The organism is Nonomuraea sp. NPDC003560 (assembly GCF_042878785.1).
Lineage (GTDB): Bacteria > Actinomycetota > Actinomycetes > Streptosporangiales > Streptosporangiaceae > Nonomuraea.
The window spans coordinates 218191-244763 of the sequence record NZ_JBIAOF010000009.1; the positions used below are offsets into that span (position 1 = coordinate 218191).

Here is a 26573-nt window from a genome sequence, read left to right on the forward strand (position 1 = left end):
TGGTCCCGGCGACCTGATCTCCAGGCGCCAGAACTGTGGGCCGCCGCACAGCTGCAGGCGCCTCGCTCACCTGACCAGCCCGAACCGGGTGGTGACGGCCCGCAGCCCCTCGATCACGTCGGCGGCCGAGGGCGCGGCCCGCGGGTCGTTGAGCCACTGGGCCATCACCCCGAGCAGCAGCGCGAGCTGCACCGAGCCGACGGCGCGCACCTCGCCGTCGCCGATCTCCTCCTCCGGCACCCCGGTGAGCTGCGCGGCCATGCCCCGCCGCCCCTCGCGCTGACCGGCCACGAGCTGCTCGCGCAGCTCCGGCGAGTGCTCGGCCTGGACCAGTGCCTCCAGGTTGGCCAGCCACAACGTGCGGTGCTCGTTGATCGAGCCGATCAGCTGCTCCCACAGCGCCTCGAAGCTCTCGGCGGGTGACCTGCCGGGGTCGTCGAGCGCGGCCAGGGCCGCGCCGACCTTCTCTCCCCATTCGCCCATGGCCTCGACCAGGGCCGCGTTGAGCAGCGCCTCCCGCGAGCCGAAGTGGTAGCCGATGGCCGCCATGCTCACGCCCGAGGCCGTGGCGATGTCGCGGACGGTGGTGCGCCCCCAGCCCTTCTCCTCCAGGCAGCGCCGCGCCCCGGCCAGCAGGTCTTCGCGATTTCCCATGGCCGAAAGCCTAGCACGTACGCCTTAGACGGCCGTCTTGCGCATTTGCCCAAATCTGCGTACGGTGTGGAGCGTTCACCGACGAAAGAGGACATGGCAATGCGCATCCTGATCTCCGGCGGCAGCGTCGCCGGCCCCGCCCTCGCCTACTGGCTGCACCGTCACGGCCACCAGGTCACCGTCGTCGAGCGCGCCCCGGCCCCGCGCGGCGGCGGCGCGGCCATCGACTTCCGCGGCTCGGCCCTGGACGTGCTGGACCGCATGGGCCTGCTGGCCGAGATGCGCCGGCACGCGACCACGATGACCTCCATGACCCTGGTCGACGAGGCCGGCGACACGCTGGCCGTGCTGCCCGCCGAGGCGATCTCCGGCGAGCTGGAGGTGCTCAAGTCCGACGTCACGAAGGTCCTGTACGAGGCCACCCGGGACACCGTCGAGTACCTGTTCGACGACACCGTCACCGCGCTCGACCAGGACGCGGCGGAGGTGCGGGTGCGGTTCGAGAAGGCCGCGCCGCGCACGTTCGACCTGGTGGTCGGCGCCGACGGGATGCACTCCAAGGTGCGCGCGCTCGCCTTCGGCCCCGAGTCGCGCTACGTGCGCGACCTCGGCATCTACGGCGCGTTGTTCACCACCGGCAACATCCTGGACCTGCGGGACGCGGGCCTGATGCACAACACCCCCGGCCGCAGTGCCCTGGCCTTCACCGCCCACGGCAACACCGAGCTGCGGGTCGGCCTGTCGTTCGCCGCCGACGACCTGGTCTACGACCGGCGCGACCGCGCCCAGCAGGAACGCCTGGTGGCCGAGCACTACGCGGGAGCGGGCTGGGAGGTGCCCCGGCTGCTGGCGGCCATGCGGGAGGCCGAGGAGTTCTTCTTCGACTCCTCCGGCCAGGTCGTGATGGGCACCTGGACGAACGGCCGGGTCACGCTGCTGGGCGACGCGGCCTACTGCGCGGCGCCGACCTCCGGCCGCGGCACCTCACAGGCCCTGATCGGCGCGTACGTGCTGGCCGGGGAGCTGGCCGAGGCGCCCGACCACGCCGCGGGCCTGGCCGCCTACGAGCACCGGATGCGCGACTACGTCGAGCGCAACCAGCGGCACGGCCGGGCCGCGGCCCGCTGGTTCTTCGGCGCGCCGGACGAGCCCATGCCGGACGACGTCGACGACACGGTCCCGCTCAAGGAGTACGCGCTCTGAGGCCGTGGCCGAAGACCCCGGCGGCTCAGAGCCAGCCCGCGTCGCGGGAGATGCGGATGGCGTCGATGCGGTTGCGCCCGCCGACCTTGCTGATCGCGTTCGACAGGTAGTTGCGCACGGTGGCCTGCGACAACGAGAGCTGGGTGGCGATCTGCGCGGTGCGGATGCCGGACGCGGCGGCGCGCAGCACCTCGGTCTCCCGGGCGGTGAGCGGGCTGCTGCCGGTCTCCAGGGCGGCGGCGACCAGCTCGGGGTCGATCACCCGTTCGCCGCGGGCGATGCGCCGGATGCCGTCGGTCAGGGTCTGGGCGGGGGCGTCCTTGACGATGAACCCCCGCGCGTGCACCTTCAGCGCGCGCAGCAGGTTCCCCGGCTGGCTGAGCCCGGTGAGCACGAGCGTGCGGCAGTCCGGCAGCCGCTGCGACAGCTGCTCGGCGGCCGACAGGCCGTCCAGGCCGGGCATGTCGATGTCGAGCACCGCGACGTCCGGGCGCACCCGGAGGGCGGCGGCCAGCACCTCGTCGCCACGCTCGATCTCGGCCACGACCTCCATGTCGTCCTCCAGCGAGAGCAGGGCGACCAGGGCCGAGCGGATCATGTGCATGTCCTCGGCGATCAGTACGCGGATCACGGGCCTTCCTCGGGAACCTCGACCGACAACCGGAAGCGGCCGTCGCGGACGGCGGTGGACGACGAGCCGGACGCCGCGCGGGCGCGTTCGGTCACCCCGGCGAGCCCCGACCCGGGCCGCCCGACGCCGCGCACGCCGTCGTTGACGATCTCCAACCGTACCCTGCCGCCGCCGCGGGCCACGGTGATCGCGCAGGTCGTGGCCTCGCTGTGCCGCAGCAGGTTGGTGGTGCCCTCGCGGATGGCCCACGCCAGCGCGTCGTGGGCCGGGCCGGACAGCGGCGGCAGCGCGGCCACGTCGAGCCGGGTGCCGACCCCGGCCGCGCCGAGCAGGGCCGCCGCGCCGTCGATCTCGGTGCGCAGCGACACGGCCAGCTCGTCGCGGGTGATCGCGCGCACGTCCCTGAGGGCGTCGCGGGCGACTCCGGTCAGGCTCTCGATCTCGGCACGGGCCGCGCCGGCGTCCTTGACGAGCAGCCGCAGGGCCAGGTCGCCCTTGAGGGAGATGGCCGACAGGCTCTGGCCGAGCAGGTCGTGCAGGTCGCGCGAGACCCGGACGCGTTCCTCGCCGACCGCGGCCGCGGCCAGCTCGGCCCGGGTGGCCTCCAGCTCCTCCAGCAGCAGCACCAGGCGGGCCCCGGCGACCAGCGCCCCGCCGAACACGATCAGGCCGAGCAGGGGGTAGACGGCCAGCAGGAGGGCGTGCGGGACCGTGTCGCCGTCGTGCAACATCTGCGCCACCTCCAGCGCGGCGGGGTGCAGGACCTGCGCGACGGCGGCCACCGCCCGCGCCGGGCCGCGCAGCAGCATGACGATCGAGGCCAGGGCGAAGATGGTCATGCCCTCCCACTGGGTGGCGAGCCACCACAGGGGCAGGTTCGCCAGCAGCAGGAGCGCCGCCAGGGTCCAGGGCCAGCCCGCCGGACGCGCGCCGCGGGAGGCGGCCAGGCTGTGGCGGAGCTGGAGCGCGAGGGCCGCCAGGACGCCCAGGCCCGCCAGGACGGGGTCCCCGGGCGGCCCCTCCATGCCCATGCCGATGTAGACCGGCACCTGCGCGGCCAGCGGGACGTGCAGCGCGACGAACGGCCGGCGCGGATGCCGCAGCACCCAGGCCGGCGGGATCTGCGCGGTCATGCCGGCACCTCGATCGTCTCGGTCACGTCGTCGGCGCGGACCTCCAGCAGCACCCGGCCGTCCGCGACGGTGGCGGCGATCGTGCAGGCGCGCACGCCCTCGGCGCGCAGCAGGCGGGTGACCGTGGCGCGAAGGGCCGCGCGCGGGCCGGGCGGGATCGTCTCGGGGACGCCCTGCCTGGGCAGTTCCAGGCGGGTCGGCACGCCCGCCGCCGACAGCAGCGTGGCGGCCGTCTCCAGCTCGGCCCGCAGCGACGGCTGCCGGTAGCCGCGCACCCGCCGTCTGGCCACGGCCAGCGTGCGGCGCGAGTCGTCGGCGAGCTGGGCGAGCTCCGCCGCCAGCCCGGGGGCGGGGCCAGGGGTGTTTCCAGTGGCCAGGGCCGCCGCCGCGCGTTCGCCGCGGGCGGCGATCGACTCCAGCGCGCCGCCGAGCGTGCGGCGCAGGTCGTCGTCGATGCGCCGCCGCTCCTGCGCGACCGCCTGCTGGGCCAGCGCCTCCCTGGCCGCCTGCAGCCGGGTCAGCGCCGCGGCGAGCCAGACGAGCAGCAGCAACGCCCCGCCGCCGCACAACACCGAGAACGCCGGCCACGACGCCACCTGCCACGGCAGGCCCAGCAGCAGCGCCACCGGCGCGGCCGCCGCCACCAGAACGACGCAGGCCAGGTACGACCACGGCGCCGGCAGCACCAGCACGGCCGACACCACGAGCCCCGCGTACGCCCGCGGCCACATGTTCCCGGCCAGCGGCGTCACGCCGAGCACGACGACGGCCATGACCGCGAACGTCCAGCGACCGGCCGGCGGACGGCGGGCGTGGGCGGCGTACCAGACGTGGCGCAGGTGCAGGGGGAGGTAGACCGCGGTCGCGGCCAGGCTCCACAGCCCGGTGCGGCTGTCGTTGCCCTCGTAGCCGAACGACAGCGTCACCTGCAGCAGCGGCAGCAGGGCGCTGCACACGACGGCGACGACCGGCGCCAGCCGGACGACGCGGCCGGACCGCCAGAACTCCGCCCTGTCCGCCACCCTGCCCACCACCCGTCGACGTTCCCCGGCTGACCAGGGTAGGCCGCCCGGCCGGACGGCGGCGCGGCCCGGCCGCCGGGGCCGGACCAGGGTGAGCGGCACAGTCATGAGGGGTCGTCGCCGCCTTCCTCGGGGGATGTCGAGGGACTCAGCCTGCACCCGGAGGACGGCGGCGAACAGATGCAGATGTCATCGGTCGGCCCGTGAGATTCGCGGCGGGTTCAACCCGCCTTGCCGATGGCCAGGCCGTGGTCCGCCGGGAGCACGGCGGGCAGGGTCAGGACGGTCAGTTCACCCGGGTGACCCGGTTCAGGGCCGGGGCGGGCAGCGGGCTCTTGGCGCGGATGTAGGACTCGAACGCCTCGATGTCGCGGACCTTCTCCACCCGCTCGGTGCCCTCGGTCAGCACCGAGAAGCCGTCGCCGCCGGTCGCGACGAAGGAGTTGGCGGTCAGGCGGTACCTCGCGGCGGGGTCGACGACGGCGCCGTTGAGCTTGATGCTCGCCGGGTCGACGCGGTCGCAGGCGGGCTTGGCGTTGTCGTAGGTGTAGGTGAGTCCCTGCGAGACGCCGAGCACGCGCGCGGTGCTCTGGCCGCACCACTGCTGCTCCAGCAGCCGTTCGAGCTGGGCGCCGGTGAGCGTCATGGTGACGAGCATGTTGCCGAACGGCTGCACGCGCAGCGCCTTGCCGTGCGTCACCAGGTTCGACATCTCGTTGCCGGTGGGGTTGACGATCAGGTCGCCGCCGATGCCGCCGCCATAGGGCGGCTGGACGGCGATCTGGGCGCCGCCGTTCTCGGCGGCGGAGGTGGCGAACAGGCGGGCGTCGGCCAGGGCGTGGCCGACGGTGGACTCGCCGGCGGCGTTGCGCTGGGCGGTCAGGTCGCGGGCGAGCAGGCCGACCGGCCGGTCGAGCAGCTTCTGCGCCTGCTCGTCGGTGCGGCGGCGCAGAGCGGCGATCCGGGCGTCGGGCTTGATGTCGTGGGTGACGGTGATGTTCTCGGCCTTGGCGGAGGTCGGGTTGCCGGTCGCCCGGTCGACGGTCAGGACGACCTTGGTGAGCTCGCGCGTGTGGGCGGAGGTCTGCGTGACGGGGATGCCGTTGACCACGCAGTTGTACGGGTTGTGCGTGTGCCCGGAGATGACGGCGTCGACCTCGGGGTCGAACCGCTGCACGATGTCCTTGATCGGCCCGGCCAGGTTGTTGCACTCGTTGGGCAGGCCGCCGCCGGTCTGTCCGCCGCCCTGGTGGATCAGGACGACGATCGTGCGCACGCCCTTGGCCTTGAGCTCGGCCGTGTAGGCGTTGACCGCCTCGGCCTCGTCGCGGCCCTCCAGCGGCTTGGTGGGGCCGGGGGCCTCGTTGAGCGCGTTCTTGTAGTCGACGCCGATGATGCCGACCTTGACGCCCTTGACCTCCTTGACGATGTAGGGCGTCAGCGCGGGCTTGCCGGTGGTGGTGTCGACGATGTTGGCGCCCAGGTAGGGGAACGCGGCGCCCTTGAAGCCGGGCAGCGCGCAGCCGTCGATCGGGTGGCAGCCGCCGTTCTCCATCCGGCGGAACTCGGCGATGCCCTCGTCGAACTCGTGGTTGCCGACGCTGGAGGCGTCCAGGCGCATCAGGTTGAGTGCCTGGATGCCCGGCTCGTCGTGCAGGGCGGTGGCGTTCATGGTGCTGGAGGAGTAGTTGTCGCCGGCCGAGAGCCGCAGCGTGCCGTCGGGGTTGTCGCGCTGGAGCCGGTCCATGTGGGCGGCCAGGTACTCGGCCCCGCCCGCCTCGACCGGCCCGGACGGCGTCATGGCGAAGCTGGTCGGGAAGCCGGAGTGGAAGTCGTTGAAGGCCAGTAACTGGATGCCCACGGCGTCGGCGCGGGCGGGCAGCAGGCTGGTGCTGCCGAGCACCAGCGCCATGAGGAGGTTGCGCATGGCCACGAAAGTGACATAGTCCCATCAGCTCACACAAGAGGGAAATTTTCTAACATTGGATGCCGAATGTGAACTATTGACATAGCTTGCGGGAAGCGGGAGGGTTCCTCCCATGTCACCGATCCTGGCCAGAATCCGAGGGATCGAGCCCACCCTCACGGCCACCCACCGGCGCATCGCCGAGACGATCCTCGCCGAGCCCGCCACCGTGGCCGCCTCGACCATCGGCGAGCTGGCGGAGCGGTGCGGCACCTCGCTCACCACCGTCACGCGCTTCTGCCGGCAGCTCGGCCTGGCCGGCTACCCCGAGCTCAGGCTGGCGCTCGCCGCCGAACTGGGCCGCAACGACGCCGCCCCGCGCGAGCAGGGCCTGATCGCCTTCTCCCCGGACGACCCCGCGAGCCTGGTGCTGCGCAGCCTGCTGGCCAGCGACATGCGCGCCATGGAGGAGACGGCGGCCCAGCTCGACCTTCAGGCCGTGGACCGGGCGGTCGAGGCCCTGGTACGGGCCCGGTTCATCGACTTCTTCGCGGTCGCCGGCAGCGCGGGCGTGGCCATGGACCTGCACCTGCGCCTGCACGCCATCGGCCGCCCCGGAGCGTTGTGGACCGACGTGCACAGCGCCGTCTGCAGCGCCAACGCCCGCGACCGCGACGACGTGGCGCTCGGGATCTCCCACTCGGGCACCACGGCCGAAGTGGTCGAGCCGCTGGCCATCGCCAAGCGACGCGGCGCCACCACCGTCGCGGTCACCAACTTCCCGCGCAGCCCGCTGGCCGAGGTGGCCGACATCGTGCTGACCACCGCCGCGCAGGACACCCCCTTCCGCGCCGGCGGCGTGGCCGCCCGCCACACCCAGATGCTCGTCCTGGACTGCCTGTACATCGGCGTCGTCCAGCGCACCCACGAGACCAGCAACCAACTGCTCACCGCGGCCACCGACGCGGTCAGCAAGCACCGCCTGCCCCCACGCTAGGAGTCCCCATGCGTCTCGCCGCCGCCGCTGTCGCCTTGGCGATGGCGGTCACCGCCTGTGCCCCTTCCGCCACGACGAGTGCCGATTCCGGCAAGATCACCCTCTCGGTCTGGGGCTGGGGCCCCGAGGCGAACTACGACAAGATGTTCGCCGAGTACGAGAAGCTCCACCCCGGCATCGACGTCGACGCCCGCTCGTTCACCACGGCCACCGAGTACGACACCATCCTGTCCACCGGCCTGGCCGGCGACAGCGGACCCGACCTGGCCTGGCTGCGCGCCGGCGCCAACCTCCAGCCGCTGGTCGAGGCCGGCCGGCTGCTCCCGCTCGACGCCAAGGACGTGCCCGGCCTGGCCGCCTACGACGAGAAGGTGCTGCGCTACGCCAAGGGCGACAAGGACGGCAAGGTCTACGGCGTGCCGTTCGCCGTCCAGACCCTCCAGGTGATCTACAACAAGAAGATCTTCGCCGACAACGGCCTCACCCCGCCGAAGACGTACGCCGACATGATCTCCGCGGCCGACAAGCTCAAGGCCAAGGGCATCGTGCCGTTCGCCTTCGGCGGCAAGGACGACTGGATGCTGCCGATCGTGGCCGGCATCTTCGGCACCGCCCACTGGGGCGGCGACGCGTTCATCGCCGACGTCAAGGCCAAGCGCAAGAAGTTCGCCGACCCGCGCTTCGTCGAGGGCATCGACCAGCTCAACAAGCTCAAGCCGTACTTCCCCGACGACGTGGCCGGCGTCTCCTACACCGACGCGCAGATCCTGTTCTCCTCCGGCAAGGCGGCCATGTTCCCCGGCGGCCTGTGGGAGCTGAACTTCTTCGGCGAGCACGCCAAGGGCGTCGACCTGGGCGTCTTCACCCCGCCCACGCCCGAGGGGGAGGGCGTCATGCCCGGCTTCACCGACGGCTCGTACGGCGTCAACGTCAAGACCAGGCACAAGGCCGAGGCGCTGAAGTTCGCCGCGTGGCTGGCCTCCAAGGACTACGGCCAGCTGTACACCGACACCTTGCGCATCTTCTCCGCCGTGCCCGGCGTCACCCCCAAGGATCCGCTGCTCAACGAGGTCTCCGCCACCTTCGCCCAGCGCGGCGGCACCTACTTCATGAACGAGTTCGCCTACGGCAACCCGACCTCGGCCACCGTGTTCTCCAAGGCGTTGCAGGAGATGCTGCTGGGCCGCATCAGCGCCGAGGAGGCCGCCGAGCAGCTCGACAAGAGCGTGGCCACATGGCTCTAGCCGCACGGCGGGGATCGTCGTACCTGTTCCTGGTCCCCGCCTTCCTCCTGTACTCGGCGTTCGTGGTCTATCCGCTGTTCACCGGGCTGACCTACAGCTTCTTCTCCTGGAAGGGCACCCTGCGCGACCAGCCGGCCGGGCTGGACAACTACGCGAACCTGCTGTCCGGCGCCTTCCTGGACCAGCTGCTCCCGGCGCTGGGGCACAACTTCCTGCTCTTCGCAGGCACCATGCTGGTGCAGAACACGCTGGGCCTGGCCTTCGCGCTGGCGCTGTTCCGCGTACGGCGCGGCAAGCGGGCCCTGCAGACCATGTTCGCGCTGCCGTACCTGGTCAACCCGCTGGTCATCGGCTACCTGTGGACCCTGCTGCTCAGCCCGGCCTTCGGCCCGGTCAACGCGCTGCTCAAGCCGATGGGCCTGGCGATGCCGTGGCTGGGCGACCCCGCCACCGCGCTGCCGACCGTCATCCTGATCACCAGCTGGCAGTGGGTGGGCTTCCCGATGCTGCTGTTCAGCGCCGCGCTCGGCGGCATCCCGCAGGAGTACGCCGAGGCCGCCAGGACCGACGGCGCCGGCTCCTGGCAGGTGTTCTGGCGCGTCACGCTGCCGCTGCTCAAGCCGGCCATGGCCACCGTGACCATCCTCAGCTTCATCGGCAGCATGGGCACCTTCGCCCTGGTCTACGCCCTGGGCGGCTCCAACGGCGCCCCCGCGGGCGCGACGGACGTGCTCGGCCTGCTGTTCTACCGGACCGCCTTCGCCTCGGGCGACGTCAACGCGCTGGGCACGTCCTCGGCGCTGGCGGTCTTCATGTTCACCTTCATCTTCGGCTCGACGCTGCTGCTGGAACGGGTCCTGAGGAGGAAGTCGTGAAGGCCGTGGCGATCCGGGTCCTGCTGTGGGGCTACGCCGTCTTCTCCATGTCGCCGCTGCTGGTCATGCTGCTCAGCTCGCTCCGGCCGACCAGCGAGATCTTCGACCAGCCGCTCGGCTGGCCCAGCGGGCTCGGCAACTACGCCAAAGCCTGGACCGACGCCTCCTTCTCCACGTACGTGGTGAACTCGGCGATCGTCGTGGTCTGCTCGGTGCTGCTGGGCGCGGTGGTGTCGTTGCTGGCGGCGTACCCGCTGGGGCGCCGGGAGTTCCGGGGGCGCGGACTGTTCGCCGCCTACTTCGTCTCGGGCATGACGCTGCCCGCCCACCTGGGTGTGCTGCCGCTGTTCTACCTGCTGGAGAGCATGGGCCTGGTGGACTCGCTGGCCGGGCTGGTGCTGGTCTACGCGGCCGGGTCGGTGCCGTTCAACGTGTTCGTGCTGACCGCGTTCTTCCGCCAGCTCCCGCACGAGCTCGACGAGGCCGCCGCCCTGGACGGCGCGGGCCCGTTCGCCACCTTCTGGCACGTGATGCTGCCGCTGGTACGGCCCGCGCTGGCGACCGTGGTGGTCTTCCAGTTCGTGCCCATCTGGAATGACTTCTTCTACCCCCTGGTCCTGATGCGGGACGAGAGCAAGCTGACCCTGCCGGTCGGCCTCACCCACTTCTTCGGCCAGTTCCAGAACGACTGGGGCACGCTCTTCGCCGGCCTGGTGATGACGACGATCCCCCTGGTCGTGCTCTTCATCCTGGCCACCCGCCAGATCGTCGCCGGGCTCACCGCCGGCATGAACCGTTGAGGACAGTTTGATGGATCTTGTGATGGCCTTCGCCGACGAGACGCGCTCGCGGCTGGACCGGCTGATGGCCGAGCAGCTGCCCGCCATCAGGCGCGCGGGCGCACTGGTCGCGGCGACCGTGCGCGCCGGAGGCGTCCTGCACGCCTACGGCACGGGACATTCGGAGGCGGTGGCGCTGGAGGTGGCGGGGCGCGCGGGCGGGCTCATCCCGACCAACCGGCTCACCCTGCGCGACCCGGTGGTGCTGGGCTCGGCCGATCCCGGCGCGTTCGACCCGCTGGCCGAGCGCGACCCGCGCACCGCCCACCAGGTGCTGGCCCTGCACACGGTGGAGGACTCCGACGCGTTCGTGATCGCCTCCAACTCCGGCGGCAACGGCTCGACCGTGGAGATGGCCCGGCTGGTCAAGGAGCGCGGCCTGCCGCTCGTCGCGATCACCTCGCTGGCCCACTCGACCGCCATCACCTCGCGGCATCCGTCGGGGGAGCGGCTGTTCGAGCTGGCCGACATCGTGATCGACAACCTGGCCCCGTACGGCGACGCCGTCCTGCCGACCGAGCACGGCCCGGTCTGCGGCATCTCCTCGATCACCTCGGCGCTGATCGTGCAGCTCATGGTGGCCGAGGCGATCGGCGAGCTCCAGGCGGACGGCACGGTCCCGCCGGTCTACCTGTCGGCCAACATCCCAGGCTCCGACGCGCACAACGACGCCCTGGTGGCCCGCTACGCCGGCCGCATCAGGACGGGCGCGCTGTGACCCTGACGATCGCCGCCTTCTGGCCGCCCCCGCCCCACGAGACGACGGCCGCCCGCTACCGGGAGATCGCCGAGGCCGGGATCGACCTGGTCATCACCGGCAACTACCTGAGCGACCGGGTCATCCTGCGGCACGCCCTGGCCCGCGCCGAGGAGGCCGGGCTCGGCATGCTGGTCGCCTCCGACCCGCGGGTGGACGTGCTCATGCGCGACCTGGACGTGGACCCGGCGCCGCTGATCGCCCAGGTCGTCGAGGACTACCGCCCGTTCCGCTCCTTCCGCGGCCTCAGCCTCATGGACGAGCCGGTGGCCGGGCAGTTCCCGCGGCTGGCGGCCGGGGTCGCCGCCGCGCGGGCGGCCGGCGCGTTCGCCTACGCCAACCTGCTGCCGAGCCACGCCACCGGCCCCTACGACGCGTACGTGGGGGAGTTCGCCCGGGTCGTCCGGCCGGACGTGCTGTCGTTCGACCGGTACCCGTTCCTGGCCGGCGGGTTCGACGAGGGCTACCTCGCCGACCTGGCCACCGTGCGCGAGCACGCCCGCAGGGCCGGGCTGCCGGCCTGGATGTACGTCCAGACGCTGGCCTACGACGGCCACCGCGAGCCGTCGGCCGCCGAGCTGGCCTGGCAGGTCAACACCGCCCTGGCCTACGGGTACACCGGCATCCAGTACTTCACCTACTGGACGCCCGACCCGGCGCGCGGCGAGGGCTTCCAGCCGGCGCTCATCGGCGGTGACGGCGTGCCGACCGAGCGCTACGGCGTCGTGCGGGACCTCAACACCCGCTGGCTGCGCCCGGTGGCGGCCGAGCTGACCGGGTGGACGTCGGCCGAGCACGCCGGCGACGTCCTGGTCGGCCACTACGGCGAGCGGCGGCTGGTCTGCAACGCCCGCTTCGACCGGCCGGCGGAGGTCACGCTCGACGGGATCACGCAGGCGTTCGACCCGGCGACCGGCTCCTACCAGGCGTGCGGCGCCACCCTCACGCTGGCGCCCGGCGCGGCGCGGCTGGTCCGGTGACGCTCTTCGCCGGGGTGGACGCCGGCGGCACCACCACCCGCGCCGCCGTGCACGCGGCGGACGGCACCAGGCTCGGGCACGGCATCGCCGGTCCCGGCAACCCGGCCGCGCACGGGCCGGCGGCGGCCCGCCTGGCGGTCGGGCAGGCCCTGCGCCGCGCGCTCGACGGCCTGGACCCCTCGCTGGTGGCCGCCTCGGTGGCCGGCGTGGCGGGCGGCGACGACGCCTTCGCCGCGACGCTGGGCCGGACCTGGGCCGAGTGCGGCATCGCCGCGCCGCCGCGCATGGTCGGCGACGTGGAGATCGCCTACGCGGCCGGGACCGCCGCGCCGTCCGGCACGCTGCTGCTGGCCGGGACGGGCGCCGCGGCGGCCCGCTTCTCCGGCCGGACGGTGACCGCGGTGGCCGACGGGCTCGGCTGGCTGCTGGGCGACGAGGGCGGCGGGTTCTGGATCGGCCGGGCGGGGGTGCGCGCGACCGTCCGCGCCCTGGACCGGCCCGGCGATCCCTCGGATCACGTCCGGGACCGTCCCCAGGGCCGCATGGGCCGCGCTGAGGGCCCCGGACTGCCGTACGGGCCGCTGGTGGATCTGGTGAGTGCGCACTTCGGGGTGACGGGCGAGCCGCGGCGGCGGGCGGACCGGATCGTCCGGCTGGCCCAGGCCGACCGGATGCTCGTGGCCGCCGCCGCGCCGCTGGTGTCGCGGGCGGCCGCCGCGGGGGACGAGTGCGCGGCCGGCATCGTCGCCGAGGCCGCCCGGCGGCTGACCGCGACGGCGGCCCGGCTGTCCGGCGACGGGCCGCTGGTGCTGGCGGGCGGGGTGCTGACCGCGGACGGCCCGGTGCGCGCCGCCGTCCTGGCCCGGCTGGCCGGGCGGCGGGTGACGACCGCCCGCGACGCCACGGCCGGGGCGTGCTGGCTGGCCGCCCTCGACCGGCTGGGCGACCAGGCCGCCCACGAACGCTTCACGGCCCTTCCGCCGCCCCGCTAGTACTGTGACCGGGTCGGCGGGTATCGCGCCCGTGCCGCGGAAAGGACGGTTCGCACCACATGCAGGTCCCGCAGATGGATCGTGCTCTGCTGAGCCGGCTGCTGCCGGGCGTCGAGGCGGAGCGGCTCACCGTTCGCCAAGGGCAGTTCCACCAGGTGGTGATCGGCGCGGATCGGGTCGTGTGCCTGCCGCGCACCGGGGCCGCGGCCGCCCGGCTGCCGCAGCGGGCGGCCGTCCTGCGCCTGCTCGCCGGGTTCGATCTCGGCTTCCGCACGCCCCGGCCGTTGCCGGAGGCCGGCGCTCCCGGCACGGACGAGCCGCCGTTCCTGGTCCTCAGCCGCGTTCCCGGAGCCCCGCTGGAGCCCGGAGACCTCGAAGATCCCCGGGTGGCCGAGGCCGCGGCGGCGCAGTACGTCACGCTGCTGCGCGAACTGGCCAGGATCGGCGCGGAGGACGACGTGCGGGCGGCGCTGCCGGCGCCGCGGGATCGATGGCGGGAGTTCACGGCGGGCGTCCGCGCCGAGCTGTTCGGGCTCATGTCCGGGCGCGGGCGTCAGCGGGCCGAGCGGGAGCTCGCGGCGCTCGACGGACTTCCCGACCTCACCGAGGCCGTGGTGCACGGTGACCTCGGCGCGGAGAACGTCCTGTGGGAGCACCACGACGGGCTGCCGGTGCTCAGCGGGGTGATCGACTGGGACGAGGTGACGATCGGCGATCCCGCCGAGGACCTGGCGGCCGTCGGGGCCGGTTACGGCACGCCTTTCCTGGATCGGGTGCTGAGGCTGGGAGGCTGGTCGGACGGCGCGACGGCCGCCCGCATCGCCGTCATCCGCGCGTCCTTCGCCCTGCAGCAGGCCCTGTCCGCGCATCGGGACGGTGACGAGGAAGAACTGGCGGACGGCCTGGCCGGCTACCGCTGAACTCGTCCGGGAGAACGGGGCTCAGGCGGACGGCTCCTCGGCCGGGAACAGGATCGGGCTGATCAGGTGGCGGGTGCGCTCGGGCGTGGGCGGGTTGGCGATCCTGGGCAGCAGCGCGGCGCGCAGGTCGGCGATCAGCGCGGCGCGTTCGTCCGGGGTGAGCCAGACGGCGTGCTGCCGGTAGCCGACCAGGTCGGCGGCCGGATCGGCCTGGTCGCGGTCGAGGTAGGCGCCGAACTCGGCCAGCAGGGCCGCCATGGCCACGGCGAACGCGCGGCGGTGGTCGTCCCGCGAGGCCGCGGCGGCGGTGTCGGCGTCGATGGCCGCCCGCGCCGGGCGCAGCCGGTAGCGGCGCTCGACGGCTCCTCGTACGCGCTGCTCGCCCTCCACGTCGAGCAGGCCGCCCTCGGCCAGCAGGCCGACGTGCCGGTAGACGGTGGCCTTGGAGACGTCGGGCAGCAGGTCGCACAGGTCGGAGGTGGTGAGCGTGCGGCCGCCCGCCATGGCGTGCACGATGCGCAGCCGTACGGGGTGCAGAAGCAGGTCCACCGTGTCCATGGACGTACGATCTCACACCTGCTACCTTTCTCAAACCTGAGAAAGGACGGATCATGACCCACCACGCCCTGGACGCCCCTCCGCTGGGCCGCCTGCACGACGTCGGCGGTCGCCGGATCATGCTGCACCGCTCGGGCGCCGGCGGCCCGCCCGTGGTGTTCCTGCCCGGCGCCGGAGCCGTCGGCCTGGACTACCTCAACGTGCACGACCGCGCCGCCGAGCTGACGACCAGCGTGCTCTACGACCGTGCGGGCACCGGCTGGAGCGAGCCGGTCGAGCTGCCCCGCACCGCGGCCGAGGTGACCGACGAGCTGCGCGCGGCGCTGGCGGCGGCGGGGGTGCGCGGCCCGTACGTGCTGGCCGGTCACTCCCTGGGCGGCGCGTACGCGCGCCACTACGCCCGCCGCTTCCCCGGCGACGTCGCGGCGCTGCTGCTGCTCGACCCCTTCCATGAGGACATGGCCGCCCGCGCGCCCCGGCAGGCGCGCGAGATGCTCGACCAGATGCGCGAGCAGGCCCTCCCGGACCCGACGCCGGAGCAGCTCGACGCCGCCCGCCCGGCCGTCGAGCGGCTGCTGGCCGCCTGGCCGGACGACGTGCGCGAGGCCCTGATCGACCACCACCTGACCGCCTGGCGCACCGGCTGGCTGGAGGGCCGCAACCTCTACGACGAGGTCTCGGCGGAGCTCAGGGCCGCGCCGCCGGCGCCCGACGTGCCGGTGATCGTGCTGTCGGCCATGGGGGCGGACGCCACCCAGTCCCAGCTCTGGCCGGAGGACGTGCTGCGGGAGATCAACGCCGGCAAGCTCGCCCTGCACGCCGAGCTGGCCGCCTCCTTCCCGCGCGGCGAGCACCGGGTGCTGGACGACGCCGGGCACGGCTGGCTGCACGAGGAACGACGTGACGCCGTGCTCCAGGCGCTGGCCGACCTGCTGCGGGTCCTGTGAGACTCGGGGACCCGACCGCGGCTCAGGGACGCAGCGCCTTGAGCGCCAGGTCGACCAGCGCGTCGGCGTACTGCGGGGTGAGCGGGCCGGAGCGCAGGAGCCAGCGCTGGTAGAGGGGGGCGTAGAGCAGTTCGAGCGCGAGGTCGAGGTCGGCGTCGGGGGCGAGCTGGCCGGCCCGCTGGGCGCTGCGCAGGCGGGCCTTCTTGGCCTCGTCGACCGGGCCCGCCAGCTTCTCACGGTACTGGGCGGCCAGCTCGGGGTCGGCGACGATCTCCAGGTTGAGCGCCCGGATCGGGGCCTCGAAGCCGGGGTCGGCAAACTCCGCCACGGTGGCCCGCATGACGGTCTTCAGGTCGGCCTCGATGTCGCCCGTGTCGGGCAGCGTCACGCCCTCGTCGCCGGGGCCGCCCTCGCTCAGCGCGAGGAAGGAGTCGAAGACCACGGCGCCCTTGGACCGCCACCACCGGTAGATCGTCTGCTTGCCGACGCCGGCCCGCGCGGCGATCGCCTCGACGGACACCTTGGCGTAACCCACCTCGGACACCAGTTCCCTGGCGGCCCGGAGGATCGCCTGCCGGGAGCGCTCGCTGCGGCGCGCGGGATCGGGCTGCTTCACGCCGCCCATCATAGCCCATCAACGAGACGAGACGGTCCGTCTTGACAAGTCACCGGTCCCTGCTGGCACACTGATGGGCATGCGGCGAGACGGACCGTCTCGTCTTGAACCGAGAAGGAGGCGAGAGCGCATGCGCGTATGGTTCGTCACGGGTGCGTCCCGGGGGCTGGGCAGGGCGTTCACCGAAGCGGCCCTGGACCGGGGCGACCGCGTCGTGGCCGCCGCCCGCGACGTCGGCCCGCTGGCCGAGCTGGAGGCCCGGCACCCGGGCGCGCTCGTCCGGCTGCCGCTCGACGTCTCCGACCGCGCCGCGGTGCGGGAGGGCGTGGACCAGGCGGCGGCCGCGTTCGGCAGGCTCGACGTCGTGGTCAACAACGCCGGCGGCATGCTCTTCGGCATGCTGGAGGAGGCCACGGAGGAGCAGATCAGGGCGCACTTCGACGTGAACCTGTTCGGCGCGATCTGGGTCACCCAGGCGGTGACGCCGTACCTGCGGGCCCAGGGGTCGGGGCACATCCTCCAGGTCACCTCGATGGGCGCGGGCGGCGGCATGGCCTCGGTCGGCCTGTACGCGGCGGGCAAGTCGGCGCTCGACTCGGTCACCCAGGCGCTGGCCATGGAGCTCGCGCCGTTCGGCGTCAAGGTCACCAACCTGCAGATGGGCGGCTACGACACCGGCCTGTTCACGCTGGGCACCACGGCCACCGAGCCCGACCCGGTCTACGACGGGCTGCGGGCCGAGCTGGCCGCCATGTGGGGCGAGGACGCGGGCCCGCCGCCGAGCAACGCCGCGCCCGTCGTCATGGAGCTCGTGGACCTGCCCGATCCGCCGCGCCGGCTGATCGTCGGCAGCCGCTCGTACGACCTCGTCCAGCAGATGGACGAGGCCCGCGCCGCGGAGTACCGCGCCTGGGAGCACCTCAGCCGCAAGGCCGACGGCTGACCCCGGGGGACCGCTTCCAGGGGGCGGACGGGCGGGGATGGGCCAGGCGTTGTCCTGGTTCCGGCACAATTGCGGTGTGCGAGTCGGATTGCTGGGGCCCTTCGAGGTCCGGAACGCCCAAGGGGCCGTGGTCGAGGTCCCTGGTGTCCGGCTGCGCGCGCTGCTCGCCGCGCTCGCCCTGGAGCCCGGCCGGATCGTCACGCGCGCGCGGCTGATCGACTGGATCTGGGGGGAGCGGCCGCCCGCCGACGAGGTCAACGCCCTGCAGGCGCTGGTGTCCAGGCTGCGCAGGGTGCTGCCCGACGGCGTGATCGAGGCCGATTCCGGCGGCTACCGGCTGGCCGTGCCGCGCGAGGCGGTGGACGTGTGCCGCTTCGAGCAGCTGATCGTCCAGGCCCGCGCCGCCGCGCCCGCCGCCCGCGCCGACCTGCTGCGCAGTGCCCTGGAGCTGTGGCGCGGCGCCCCCATGGCCGACATCGCGATGCAGGACAGCGACGCCTTCGACGCCGTGGTCACCCGGCTCGACGACCTCCACGTCGCCGCGCTCGGCGACCGCATCGACGCCGACCTGCGGCTCGGCCGGGGCGCGGAGCTGGTCACCGAGCTGACCGGGCTGGTGGCCGCGTACCCGCTGCGCGAAGGGTTCGTGGCGGCGCTGATGCGGGCGCTGGCCGAGGCGGGCCGCGGGAACGAGGCGCTGACCCTCTACCAGCGCACCCGCGAGCGGCTGGCCGACGAGCTGGGCGCCGACCCGTCGGCCGAGCTGTCGGAGCTGCACACCGCGCTGCTGCGCGGCGAGGTGGGGGAGCGGACGGACAACCGCAGGACCAACCTGCGCGCCGAGCTGACGAGCTTCGTCGGCCGGCACGACGACGTCTCCGCGGTCGCCGACCTGGCCACCAGGTACCGCCTGGTCACCCTGACGGGGGCGGGCGGCTCCGGCAAGACGCGGCTGGCCACCGAGACCGCCCGTACGATGCTCCCCGAGCTGCCCGACGGCGCCTGGCTCGTCGAGCTGGCCCCGGTCCGGGCCGGCGGCGAGCTCGCGCAGGCCGCCCTGACCACGATCGGCCTGCGCGACCAGGGCATGCTCGGCGGCGGGCGCGGCGGCGACCCGATGGACCGGCTCATCACCGCCATCCGCGACCGCTCGATCCTGCTCATCCTGGACAACTGCGAGCACGTCATCGAGGCCGCCGCGTCGTTCGCGGACCGGCTTCTGGGCGAGTGCCGCGGCCTGCGCGTCCTGGCGACGAGCCGCGAGCCGCTCGGCATCACCGGCGAGGTGTTGTGGCAGGTCGAGCCGCTCACGCTGCCCGTCGAGGGCGCCTCGCCGGCCGAGAGCGGCTCCTCGCCCGCGGTGCGGCTGCTGCGCGACCGCGCGGACCTGGTGCGCAAGGACATCGGCTCCGACGCCCCCACCCTCGCGGCCATGGCGCGGATCTGCCGGGCGCTCGACGGCAACCCGCTGGCGATCGAGCTGGCCGCGGCCCGGCTGCGCACGATGTCGGTCGACCAGCTCGCCCGCCGTCTCGACGACCGGTTCCGCCTGCTGACCAGCGGCAGCCGTACGGCGCTCGCCCGGCACCGGACGCTGCGCGCGGTCGTCGACTGGAGCTGGGACCTGCTGAGCGAGGCCGAGCGCGGCGTGCTGCGCCGGTTGTCGGTGTTCTCCGGCGGGGCGAGCCTGGAGGCGGCCGAACGCGTGTGCGGCGACGAGGCGTCCGCCGGTGAGCTGGTCTTCGACGTGCTGACCGCGCTCACCGAGAAGTCGCTGCTGCTGGCCGACGACGACGGCGCCCCGCGCTACCGGATGCTCAACACCATCAGGGAGTACGCGGCCCAGCGGCTGGCCGAGGCCGGGGAGTCCGAGGCGGCGCGGCGGGCGCACCTGGCCCACTTCACCGAGCTGGCCGAGACCGCCGACCCGCACCTGCGCCGGGCCGAGCAGCTGGAGTGGCTGGCCGTGCTCGACGCCGAGCACGACAACATCATCACGGCCCTGCGCGGGGCGATCGCCGAGGGGTGGGCGTACGAGGCGATGCGGCTGGTCGGGGCGGCCGGCTACTACTGGTTCCTCAGCGGCCACCGGGCCGAGGGCGCCGAGCTGAGCATCGCCGCGTCCGCGCTGGAGGGCGAGGTGCCCGACGAGGTGCGGGCGATGGCCTACCTCATGGTGACCATGTTCGTGACGTCCGGCGTGGGCGGCGACCAGTTCCAGGCGCGGGAGTGGATCCAGGAGGCCCACCGGCTGGCCGTGCGCAGCGGGTCCCGCAAACCGCTGCTCGGGTTCGCCGCGCTGCTGGAGCGCACGCTGCAGGGCCCGGCGGCGTTCCTGCCCGCGTTCGAGCCGCTGATCGCCGACGCCGACCCCTGGGTGCGGGCGCAGGGCAGGCTGGCCGGCGGCCGGTTCCGGCTCACGCTCGGCGGCGACGAGACCGACGTCGATCTCGACGCCGAGACCGCGCTCGCCGAGTTCCGCGCGATGGGCGACCGCATGGGCATCTCCCTGGCGCTGACCTTCCTGGCCGATCGGCTCGCCATGCGCGGCGAGTTCGCCCGTGCCTGCGAGTACTACGAAGAGGGCGCCGTGGCGCAGACCGAGGTGGGCGCGACCGAGGACGTCGTGGGCGTGTGGGCCCGGCTGGCCCAGCTGCACTGGCTGCTCGGCGACGAGCGGGCCAGCGCCGCCGCCATGGCCGAGGCCCAGCGGCACGCCGACGGGATCGTCTGGCCGGACTCCCTCGCCGAACTGGCGCTCGGTCAGGCGAAGCTGGCGCGCTGGCGCGGGGAGGCGGACCAGGTGCGCGAGCACCTGGCCACCGTCCAGGCGGTGCTGCCCAACGATGAGATGGTCGGCTCGGTCCGCTCCACGATCATGGACCTGTACGGCTACCTCGCCGACGACGTCGAGCAGGCGCGCGCCTACCGGCGCAGGGCGTTCGACGCGGCCGTGGAGAACATGTTCCCGCCGACCATCGCCGAGGCGCTGGTCGGGATCGCCGACGTCGCGCTGCGCGAGGGCCAGGACGAGCAGGCCGTCCGGCTGATCGCGGCCAGCGAGGCGGTGCGCGGCACGCCGGACCGCTCGCTGCCGGACGCCGCCCGCATCGCCGGACAGGCGCGCGAGCGCCTCGGCGAGACCGCGTTCGCCGCGGCGGACCTCGACGGCCGCCGCCGCGATTTCCGCGAACTGGCCGAGATCACCCTCGCCCGCTGAACACCGGGCGCGGTCACCCGGTCCCGGCCGGGGCCCTTGGTTCGGAATTGTCGGTTGCGGACGGCATTGTTATGGCATGACCGAGACGCCCCCTTTCACCGTCCTCGCTGATGACACGGCCTACGCCGAGGCCGTGCAGCTCGCCGTGGACTCCGCCGCCGCCTACTACGCCGACGGCACCTCCACCCTCGACGACGACGCCTACGACCGGCTGGTGCGCGGCATCCAGGCGTACGAGGAGGCCCATCCCGAGCAGGTGCTGCCGACCTCGCCGACGGGCAAGGTCGCGGGCGGCGCGGTCGTGGGGGACGTGCCGCACACCGTGCCGATGCTCAGCCTGGACAACGTGTTCGGCGCCGAGCAGCTCGCCGACTGGGCCGCCTCGGTCGAGCGCAGGCTCGGCCGTCCGGTCACGGCGTGGAGCGTCGAGCCCAAGCTCGACGGCCTGGCCATCTCGGCCCGCTACCGCGGCGGCCGGCTGGCCCAGCTCGTCACCCGGGGCGACGGCACCGCGGGCGAGGACGTCTCGCACGCCATCGGCACCATCGTCGGCCTGCCCGAGCGGCTGGCCGAGCCGGTCACGGTGGAGCTGCGCGGCGAGGTCATGATGACGACGTCGCAGTTCGAGGAGGCGTGCGCCAAGCGCTCGGCGCACGACGGCACCACGTTCGCCAACCCGCGCAGCGCCGCCGCCGGCACGCTGCGCGCCCAGGACCGGCCGTACGTGTGCGAGCTGACGTTCTTCGGCTACGGCGCGCTGCCCGCGCCCGGCGACGACTCCGAGCTGGCGACGCGCCTGCGCGACCTGCCGCACAGCCAGGTCATGGAGTGGGTGGCCGGTCAGGGCGTGCAGACCACGGCCGCCACCGCGGTCGCCGGGATCGTCACCGACACGCTGGAGCGGGTGCAGGAGCGCGTCGGCGAGATCGCCGCGGCCCGCGCCGGGCTGCCGTTCGGCATCGACGGCATCGTGATCAAGTGTGACCTGGCCTCCGACCAGGCCGAGGCCGGGTTCAGCTCGCGCGCGCCGCGCTGGGCGACCGCCTACAAGCTGCCCGCCACCGAGAAGATCACCAAGCTGGTCGGGGTGGAGTGGAACACCGGCCGCACCGGGATCATCGCCCCGCGCGCCGTGCTGGAGCCGGTCGAGCTCGACGGCAGCGTCGTCACCTACGCCACCCTGCACAACGTCGCCGACATCACCCGGCGCGGCCTGATGCTGGGCGACAGCGTGGTGGTCTACAAGGCGGGCGACGTGATCCCGCGCGTGGAGTCGCCGGTGGTGCACCTGCGCACCGGCGAGGAGCGGCCGATCCCGATCCCGCAGGTCTGCCCGTCCTGCGGCGACGCCATCGACAGCTCGCAGGAACGGTGGCGGTGCGTGCGCGGGCGAGCCTGCCGGGCGATCGCCTCCATCGTCTACGCCGCCGGACGCGACCAGCTCGACATCGAGGGCCTGGCCGAGAACCGCATCAAGCAGCTGCTGGACGCCGGTCTGATCGCCGACTTCGCCGACCTGTTCTTCCTGACCCGCGAGCAGCTGCTCAGCCTGGAGCGCATGGGCGAGACCAGCACCGACAACCTGCTGGCCGCCTTCGAGCAGGCCAAGAGCCGGCCGCTGAGCCGGGTGTTCGCGGCGCTCGGCGTCCGCGGCACCGGCCGGTCGATGAGCCGCCGGATCGCCCGGCACTTCGGTTCGATGGAGGCCATCCGGGCCGCCGACGCCGAGGCGATCCAGGCGGTCGAGGGCATCGGCCCGGAGAAGGCGCCGGTCGTGGTGGCCGAGCTGATCGAGGTCGGGCCGCTGATCGACAAGCTGGTCCAGGCGGGCGTGAACATGGCCGAGCCGGGCTGGACGCCCCCCGCCGAGCCCGGCGCCCCGGAGACCGGCGGCGGGTCCGGGCTGCCGCTGGCCGGGATGTCGGTCGTGGTGACCGGCGCGATGAGCGGCACGCTGGAGGCGTTGAGCCGCAACCAGATGAACGAGCTGATCGAGCGGGCCGGCGGCAAGGCGTCCTCCAGCGTCTCGGCCAAGACGTCGCTGCTGGTGGCCGGGGAGAAGGCCGGTTCCAAGCGGGCCAAGGCCGAGAGCCTGGGCGTGCGGATGGTGACGCCGGAGGAGTTCGCCGAACTTGTCAGCACCTTTCTGTAGCTTCATGAGCCAGAGGTTCAGGGCAGCACTGCGGGCAGGCCGCGCGAGTCGACCTTCGCGACGATCAGCGCCGGGGCGCCGGCCGACGCCTTCACGGTGGCGAGCGCCTGGTCGAGCTCTGCCGCGGTGTCCACGGAGTACGTGGACCGCACGCCCAGAGCGTTGGCGAACTGGACGAAGTCCCATTGGTTGAGCAGGACGTAGGGCTTCGGCGTCACGCCGGGGTTGGTGAAGTAGTCCGAGTCGATGAGGTACTGCTCCAGGCCGTAGATGCCGTTGTCGATGACCACGACGACGGGGTCGCGGTCATAGCGTACGAACGTGGACAGTGCCTGGGCGGTCATGTGGAAGCCGCCGTCGCCGCAGATGACCAGAGGACGCCTGCTCGACCCGAAGGACGCGCCGACGGCAGCGGCCACGGAATGGCCGATGGAGGCCCACACGGCGCTGCTCAGGAACCCGTCGCGGCCTTTGACCGGCAGGCTCGCCGCCGAGGCGCCGCCGAGGAAGGTGTCCGGCATCGCCAGCCATGAGGCGTCCAGGGCGGCACCGACGCGGTCGAACACCTGAGCGTAGGTCAGCGGGCCGGTGGCGACGGGCGGGGCCGGGTCGACGGCCGCGGAGATGGGAACCGGCGCCTCCTTCGCCGCCTCGGCCACGAGTGCGGTCACCAGGGCGGTGATGTCCGCGTTCTGCTTGCTCCCGTTCTTGATCTTCACCTTGCCGTCGTAGGCGGTGACGAGGTGGTCGGTGTTGTCCCGGATGAACGCGGCGTAGCTGCCGGGGAAGACGCAGCCGAGCATCACGATCAGGTCCGCGTCCCGGACCTCGGGGGGCTGGCTGCTCGGCGGGGCGAAGACCCCGACCCAGCCGTCGTCCTGTTCGGACAGCACCGATTTGGCCAGCACCTGGGTCGACCAGCGGACACCGAGCTTGGCGATCAGGGCGGCGACCTTGTCGGCCAGTCCGTAACGCTGGACCTCGACGCCCAGCAGGAGCACGGGTTTCGTGGCGGCGCGCACGAGGCCCACGATCGTGGTGGCGAGCTGCTGCTCCGTGCCCGCCGCCGGATTGGTGACGGGCAGCGCGCCGGCCGGGGGCGTACAGGCCGCCGTCCAGATGGTCCGATCGATCTCGATGTAGACCGGCCGCTTCTTCCTGATCGCCGTCGAGATCGCGCTGTCGACCAGGGCGGGCACGTCGGCGGCCTGCCCGGCGCGGGCCGCGCTCGCGGTGACCAGCCGGTAGGCGTTGAGGTCTCCGTCCGGCTGGCCGGTCGAGTGCGAGAACAGGACGTCCAGGTTCTTCAGGTTGGCCAGGTTCGCGGCGCTCGGGCCGCCGTTCACGACGACGACCGGGCTGCGCTCGACGAACGCGCCGGCGATGGCGTTGATCATGCTGAGCATGCCGACGCCGTTGGCCACCGCGGCGGCGCCCAGGCCCTTCGTTCGCGCGTAACCGTCGGCCGCGTATCCCGCTTCGAGGTCGGTGGCGGTCACCACCGGCGTGATGTGGTGCGCGCCCACCGCGTCGAACAGCGGGGCACCATATGCGGCGGGCACACCGAACAGGGTGTCGACCTGTTGCTGGCTCAGCCGCTTGAGGATGTAGTCGGCAACGGTGAAGGGCACGATGACACTCCTGGGCATGCCCGCCGTACGGCAGATCAGTCGAAAGGGATAGGCGCGGATCGTCCGGCCGTTTGGGACGCCTACCCGCGCAGCCGGCCGGGCGAACGCACGGGAGCCGTGCCTTGACCTTACTCAGGGCGGGTGTTTCCGCAGGTCAAGGCGTCCACGTGCGGCACGGCCGGACGTCGTCGCCGCCTTGGAAACAGTCGTCCAGAGGCCGGTCAAGCGTTGGAGTCCGGGTAAGGGCCGGACGCCTGCACGGGTATGCGTACCGATGGCCAAGCATCTGATCAACGGAGCCCGACATGCTGCTGGACGAGCGTGGAGTGAGCACACCCGCCAACCTGCCCACTCCGGACTTCACCTTCGATCCCCATCAGCCGGGCGCGTGCCTCGCGGGTCTGAGGCCCTACCGCACGCACTCGTATCGGCTCGAAGGAGAGGAGCTTGGCGACAGGTTCGTCATCCACAACTACGGCCACGGCGGTGGAGGCATCACGCTGAGCTGGGGCTGCGCCGCCGCGGTACGAGACATGGTCCTCAAACGTCAGGCCGATACCCATGTCATCGAGAGGGAGATCGCGGTGATCGGCGCAGGCGTCATGGGAATGACCGCCGCGACCCTGCTGCTCGACCTCGGGCTGAACGTCACGATCTATTCCGACCGCAAGCCGGTCGAGACCACGTCGTACAAGGCCGGCGGCCAATGGGCCGCGTCGATCCTGGAGTACTCCAAGGACTTCGCCAAGGTGCAGGAGTTCCAGTACATCCTCGCGACCGCCTACACGATGTTCAAGGCCGGCATCGGCAAGGGCTTCGGCGTGTCCGAGGTCGACAACTACAGCGTCCGCCCCACCTCGGGCATCGACGTGGTGCATGAACTCGTGCCGGGACTGCTGCCGCCGCGCGAATATCTCCCGCGCCTGCCGTTCCAAGGACACAACACCTCCGGATACAGGTACCGGACGTTGCTCGTCGAACCGCCGATCCTCATTCCCAGGCTGGAACGCGACCTGAGGGCGCGCGGCGTCATGTTCGTGAGCCGGAGATTCATCAACAGCACGGACGTGCTCACGTCCCTGACGCAGAAAGTCATCATCAACTGCACCGGGCTCGGCGCGAAGGAATTGTGGAACGACAACAACATGATCTCGTACCGAGGACAGCTCGCGATGTTGCGGCCGCAGGTGAACCTGGAATACCTGTACGGGCAGAAGGGGTACATGTTCCCGCGCCATGACCATGTCGTCATCGGGGGCACCGTCGAGGAGAACGACCACGAGGTGTTCGATCCCGACAAATGCAAAGACCTGGTGGACTACATGGCCGGCGTGTTCGGCCAGGGGCCCGCAATGCCGATGCCGGACTTCCACGTTCACCATCCGCGCAACGAGCGCCTGGTCGATCCGAGACTGTCGATCGCCCATGACGCCGAGAACTGAACGCGGGAATGTCAGCAACCACAGGAAGTGACGAGGCGTCAATGACTCAGACAGTTCAGGGATTCAGCGTCCAAGTCAAGTGTCTCACCCAGGACGGCGAGCCGTGGCACCTGCCCGGACCGGACGACACAGCGGAGAAGGGGGAGAGAGTGATCCTGCACATCACTGCCCGCCTTCTCAACTCGTCGCAGCCCTCCACGGACCTGGCGATGATCGAGTGCGAAATGCTCCGCGGATTCACGCCGGTCACGGACTCGCTCGACGCCCTCGTCGCAGGCGGCCTCGTCACCTTGTACGACATAGATGAGACAGATCAGTTGAACCAGCGACTGGAGCTCTATCTCAAGGAAGTCGGCAGCACCCCTACCGAGATCGCCTTCGAGATCGAGTGCAGACACGCGGTCCACGACCTGAAACCATCGACGATCGAACTGTCCGACTCCTACGACGCCGACAGCGGCGTGACCACCACGTATCCCACGGTCAAAGAATGACGAGCCAGTCGTTGAGGGCAGCGACCACGCGCACCGCGGCGGCCGTGGGAGCGCTGGCCGCACAGGCCGCATCCGCCGGATTCCCGGCGGATGCGGCCTACCCCCAGCACGGCCCCTGGGCGCTGTTGACCCAGTCGATCTTGGTGACGGTCACCGGCAGAGGGTAGGTCTCATGTCCCACCCCGGCGTCACCGTCCTCAGCGCGGTGAACGCACATCGACCCGCTCTGGCCGGCCGAATCGACGAACGAGACCACGACGTGGTCCTCGGTGGCGGGCCAGTCGTAGTTGAAGAAGGACCGGACGTTCTTATAGGGGCTGAAGAGCACCCCGATGGCCGACCAGTCCTCGCCCCGGCCGATGCCGATCTTCGTTGCCTTCGAGACGACCTCTGTCGAATGCACGCAGAAATCTCCCC

At 72.5% G+C, this 26573-nt stretch carries 24 protein-coding genes; 15 read left to right on the forward strand and 9 right to left on the reverse strand.

The features are described from left to right. Positions 1-66: 66 nt before the first annotated feature. Positions 67-654 (reverse strand): TetR/AcrR family transcriptional regulator, encoded by a 588-nt coding sequence (locus tag ACFYUV_RS32220; protein WP_387674941.1) that lies wholly within the window; start codon positions 652-654, stop codon positions 67-69. A gap of 99 nt (positions 655-753) precedes the next feature. Here ACFYUV_RS32220 and ACFYUV_RS32225 point away from each other — a divergent pair, with 99 nt between their 5' ends. Continuing rightward, positions 754-1857, forward strand: a complete 1104-nt coding sequence (locus ACFYUV_RS32225) for an FAD-dependent monooxygenase (protein ID WP_387674944.1) — start codon at positions 754-756, stop codon at positions 1855-1857. Between the two features lie 25 nt (positions 1858-1882). On the opposite strand, the gene ACFYUV_RS32230 is transcribed toward ACFYUV_RS32225, so the two are convergent. The 4 genes from ACFYUV_RS32230 to ACFYUV_RS32245 form a co-directional block, all read right to left on the reverse strand. Further along, entirely contained in the window at positions 1883-2488 is a 606-nt protein-coding gene (locus ACFYUV_RS32230; RefSeq protein WP_358286887.1) for a response regulator transcription factor, read from the reverse strand. Next, positions 2485-3621, reverse strand: coding sequence for a sensor histidine kinase (locus ACFYUV_RS32235; protein ID WP_387674947.1), 1137 nt, complete (start codon positions 3619-3621; stop codon positions 2485-2487). The genes ACFYUV_RS32230 and ACFYUV_RS32235 overlap by 4 nt, the downstream gene beginning before the upstream one ends. Beyond that, on the reverse strand, positions 3618-4643 hold the full coding sequence (locus ACFYUV_RS32240; RefSeq protein ID WP_387674950.1) for a hypothetical protein: 1026 nt from the start codon (positions 4641-4643) through the stop codon (positions 3618-3620). The genes ACFYUV_RS32235 and ACFYUV_RS32240 overlap by 4 nt, the downstream gene beginning before the upstream one ends. Before the next feature lie 286 nt (positions 4644-4929). Further along, positions 4930-6570: a bifunctional metallophosphatase/5'-nucleotidase gene (locus ACFYUV_RS32245; RefSeq protein WP_387674953.1), complete on the reverse strand. Its 1641-nt coding sequence runs from the start codon at positions 6568-6570 to the stop codon at positions 4930-4932. A gap of 112 nt (positions 6571-6682) precedes the next feature. Here ACFYUV_RS32245 and ACFYUV_RS32250 point away from each other — a divergent pair, with 112 nt between their 5' ends. Genes ACFYUV_RS32250 through vph form a run of 8 tightly spaced genes read left to right on the forward strand, consistent with a single transcriptional unit; the run spans position 6683 to position 14153 of the window. Continuing rightward, positions 6683-7546 carry a MurR/RpiR family transcriptional regulator gene (locus ACFYUV_RS32250; RefSeq protein ID WP_387674956.1) on the forward strand — a complete coding sequence of 288 codons (864 nt, stop codon included), beginning with the start codon at positions 6683-6685 and terminating at the stop codon, positions 7544-7546. Between the two features lie 8 nt (positions 7547-7554). Then, positions 7555-8790: an extracellular solute-binding protein gene (locus ACFYUV_RS32255; protein WP_387674959.1), complete on the forward strand. Its 1236-nt coding sequence runs from the start codon at positions 7555-7557 to the stop codon at positions 8788-8790. After that, a complete protein-coding gene (locus ACFYUV_RS32260; RefSeq protein WP_387674961.1) occupies positions 8781-9665 on the forward strand; it encodes a carbohydrate ABC transporter permease in 885 nt (294 codons plus the stop codon). Before ACFYUV_RS32255 ends, ACFYUV_RS32260 begins: the two co-directional genes overlap by 10 nt. Further along, positions 9662-10465 (forward strand): carbohydrate ABC transporter permease, encoded by an 804-nt coding sequence (locus ACFYUV_RS32265; RefSeq protein ID WP_387674963.1) that lies wholly within the window; start codon positions 9662-9664, stop codon positions 10463-10465. Before ACFYUV_RS32260 ends, ACFYUV_RS32265 begins: the two co-directional genes overlap by 4 nt. Positions 10466-10475: 10 nt before the next feature. Continuing rightward, positions 10476-11222: a sugar isomerase domain-containing protein gene (locus ACFYUV_RS32270; protein WP_387674965.1), complete on the forward strand. Its 747-nt coding sequence runs from the start codon at positions 10476-10478 to the stop codon at positions 11220-11222. Then, positions 11219-12241 (forward strand): hypothetical protein, encoded by a 1023-nt coding sequence (locus ACFYUV_RS32275; RefSeq protein WP_387674967.1) that lies wholly within the window; start codon positions 11219-11221, stop codon positions 12239-12241. The genes ACFYUV_RS32270 and ACFYUV_RS32275 overlap by 4 nt, the downstream gene beginning before the upstream one ends. Continuing rightward, positions 12238-13233, forward strand: coding sequence for an N-acetylglucosamine kinase (locus ACFYUV_RS32280; protein WP_387674970.1), 996 nt, complete (start codon positions 12238-12240; stop codon positions 13231-13233). The genes ACFYUV_RS32275 and ACFYUV_RS32280 overlap by 4 nt, the downstream gene beginning before the upstream one ends. A gap of 59 nt (positions 13234-13292) precedes the next feature. After that, a complete protein-coding gene (gene vph / locus ACFYUV_RS32285) occupies positions 13293-14153 on the forward strand; it encodes a viomycin phosphotransferase (protein WP_387674973.1) in 861 nt (286 codons plus the stop codon). A 21-nt stretch (positions 14154-14174) separates the two neighbouring features. Here the strand turns inward: vph and ACFYUV_RS32290 are convergent, their stop codons facing one another. Next, complete coding sequence (locus ACFYUV_RS32290; protein WP_387674975.1) at positions 14175-14711, reverse strand: helix-turn-helix domain-containing protein; 537 nt, start codon at positions 14709-14711, stop codon at positions 14175-14177. A 53-nt stretch (positions 14712-14764) separates the two neighbouring features. On the opposite strand from ACFYUV_RS32290, the gene ACFYUV_RS32295 reads away from it, so the two are divergent. Then, positions 14765-15658, forward strand: coding sequence for an alpha/beta fold hydrolase (locus tag ACFYUV_RS32295; RefSeq protein WP_387674978.1), 894 nt, complete (start codon positions 14765-14767; stop codon positions 15656-15658). A gap of 22 nt (positions 15659-15680) precedes the next feature. Here the strand turns inward: ACFYUV_RS32295 and ACFYUV_RS32300 are convergent, their stop codons facing one another. Then, entirely contained in the window at positions 15681-16283 is a 603-nt protein-coding gene (locus tag ACFYUV_RS32300; protein ID WP_387675585.1) for a TetR/AcrR family transcriptional regulator, read from the reverse strand. A gap of 121 nt (positions 16284-16404) precedes the next feature. Between ACFYUV_RS32300 and ACFYUV_RS32305 the strand changes: the two genes are divergently transcribed. The 3 genes from ACFYUV_RS32305 to ligA all read left to right on the forward strand — a co-directional run bounded on the left by ACFYUV_RS32305 (position 16405) and on the right by ligA (position 22589). Then, the gene (locus ACFYUV_RS32305) at positions 16405-17217 is read left to right on the forward strand and encodes an SDR family NAD(P)-dependent oxidoreductase (RefSeq protein WP_387674981.1); all 813 of its coding nucleotides are present in this window, start codon (positions 16405-16407) and stop codon (positions 17215-17217) included. Positions 17218-17293: 76 nt separating this feature from the next. After that, entirely contained in the window at positions 17294-20437 is a 3144-nt protein-coding gene (locus ACFYUV_RS32310) for a BTAD domain-containing putative transcriptional regulator (protein ID WP_387674983.1), read from the forward strand. Between the two features lie 76 nt (positions 20438-20513). After that, entirely contained in the window at positions 20514-22589 is a 2076-nt protein-coding gene (gene ligA / locus ACFYUV_RS32315) for an NAD-dependent DNA ligase LigA (RefSeq protein ID WP_387674986.1), read from the forward strand. Between the two features lie 17 nt (positions 22590-22606). On the opposite strand, the gene ACFYUV_RS32320 is transcribed toward ligA, so the two are convergent. After that, complete coding sequence (locus ACFYUV_RS32320) at positions 22607-24220, reverse strand: thiamine pyrophosphate-dependent enzyme (RefSeq protein ID WP_387674989.1); 1614 nt, start codon at positions 24218-24220, stop codon at positions 22607-22609. A gap of 305 nt (positions 24221-24525) precedes the next feature. On the opposite strand from ACFYUV_RS32320, the gene ACFYUV_RS32325 reads away from it, so the two are divergent. Continuing rightward, positions 24526-25662 carry an FAD-dependent oxidoreductase gene (locus ACFYUV_RS32325; protein ID WP_387674992.1) on the forward strand — a complete coding sequence of 379 codons (1137 nt, stop codon included), beginning with the start codon at positions 24526-24528 and terminating at the stop codon, positions 25660-25662. A 149-nt stretch (positions 25663-25811) separates the two neighbouring features. Beyond that, complete coding sequence (locus ACFYUV_RS32330) at positions 25812-26156, forward strand: hypothetical protein (RefSeq protein WP_387674995.1); 345 nt, start codon at positions 25812-25814, stop codon at positions 26154-26156. Between the two features lie 97 nt (positions 26157-26253). Here the strand turns inward: ACFYUV_RS32330 and ACFYUV_RS32335 are convergent, their stop codons facing one another. Then, positions 26254-26559 (reverse strand): hypothetical protein, encoded by a 306-nt coding sequence (locus ACFYUV_RS32335; protein ID WP_387674998.1) that lies wholly within the window; start codon positions 26557-26559, stop codon positions 26254-26256. Positions 26560-26573 lie beyond the last annotated feature (14 nt).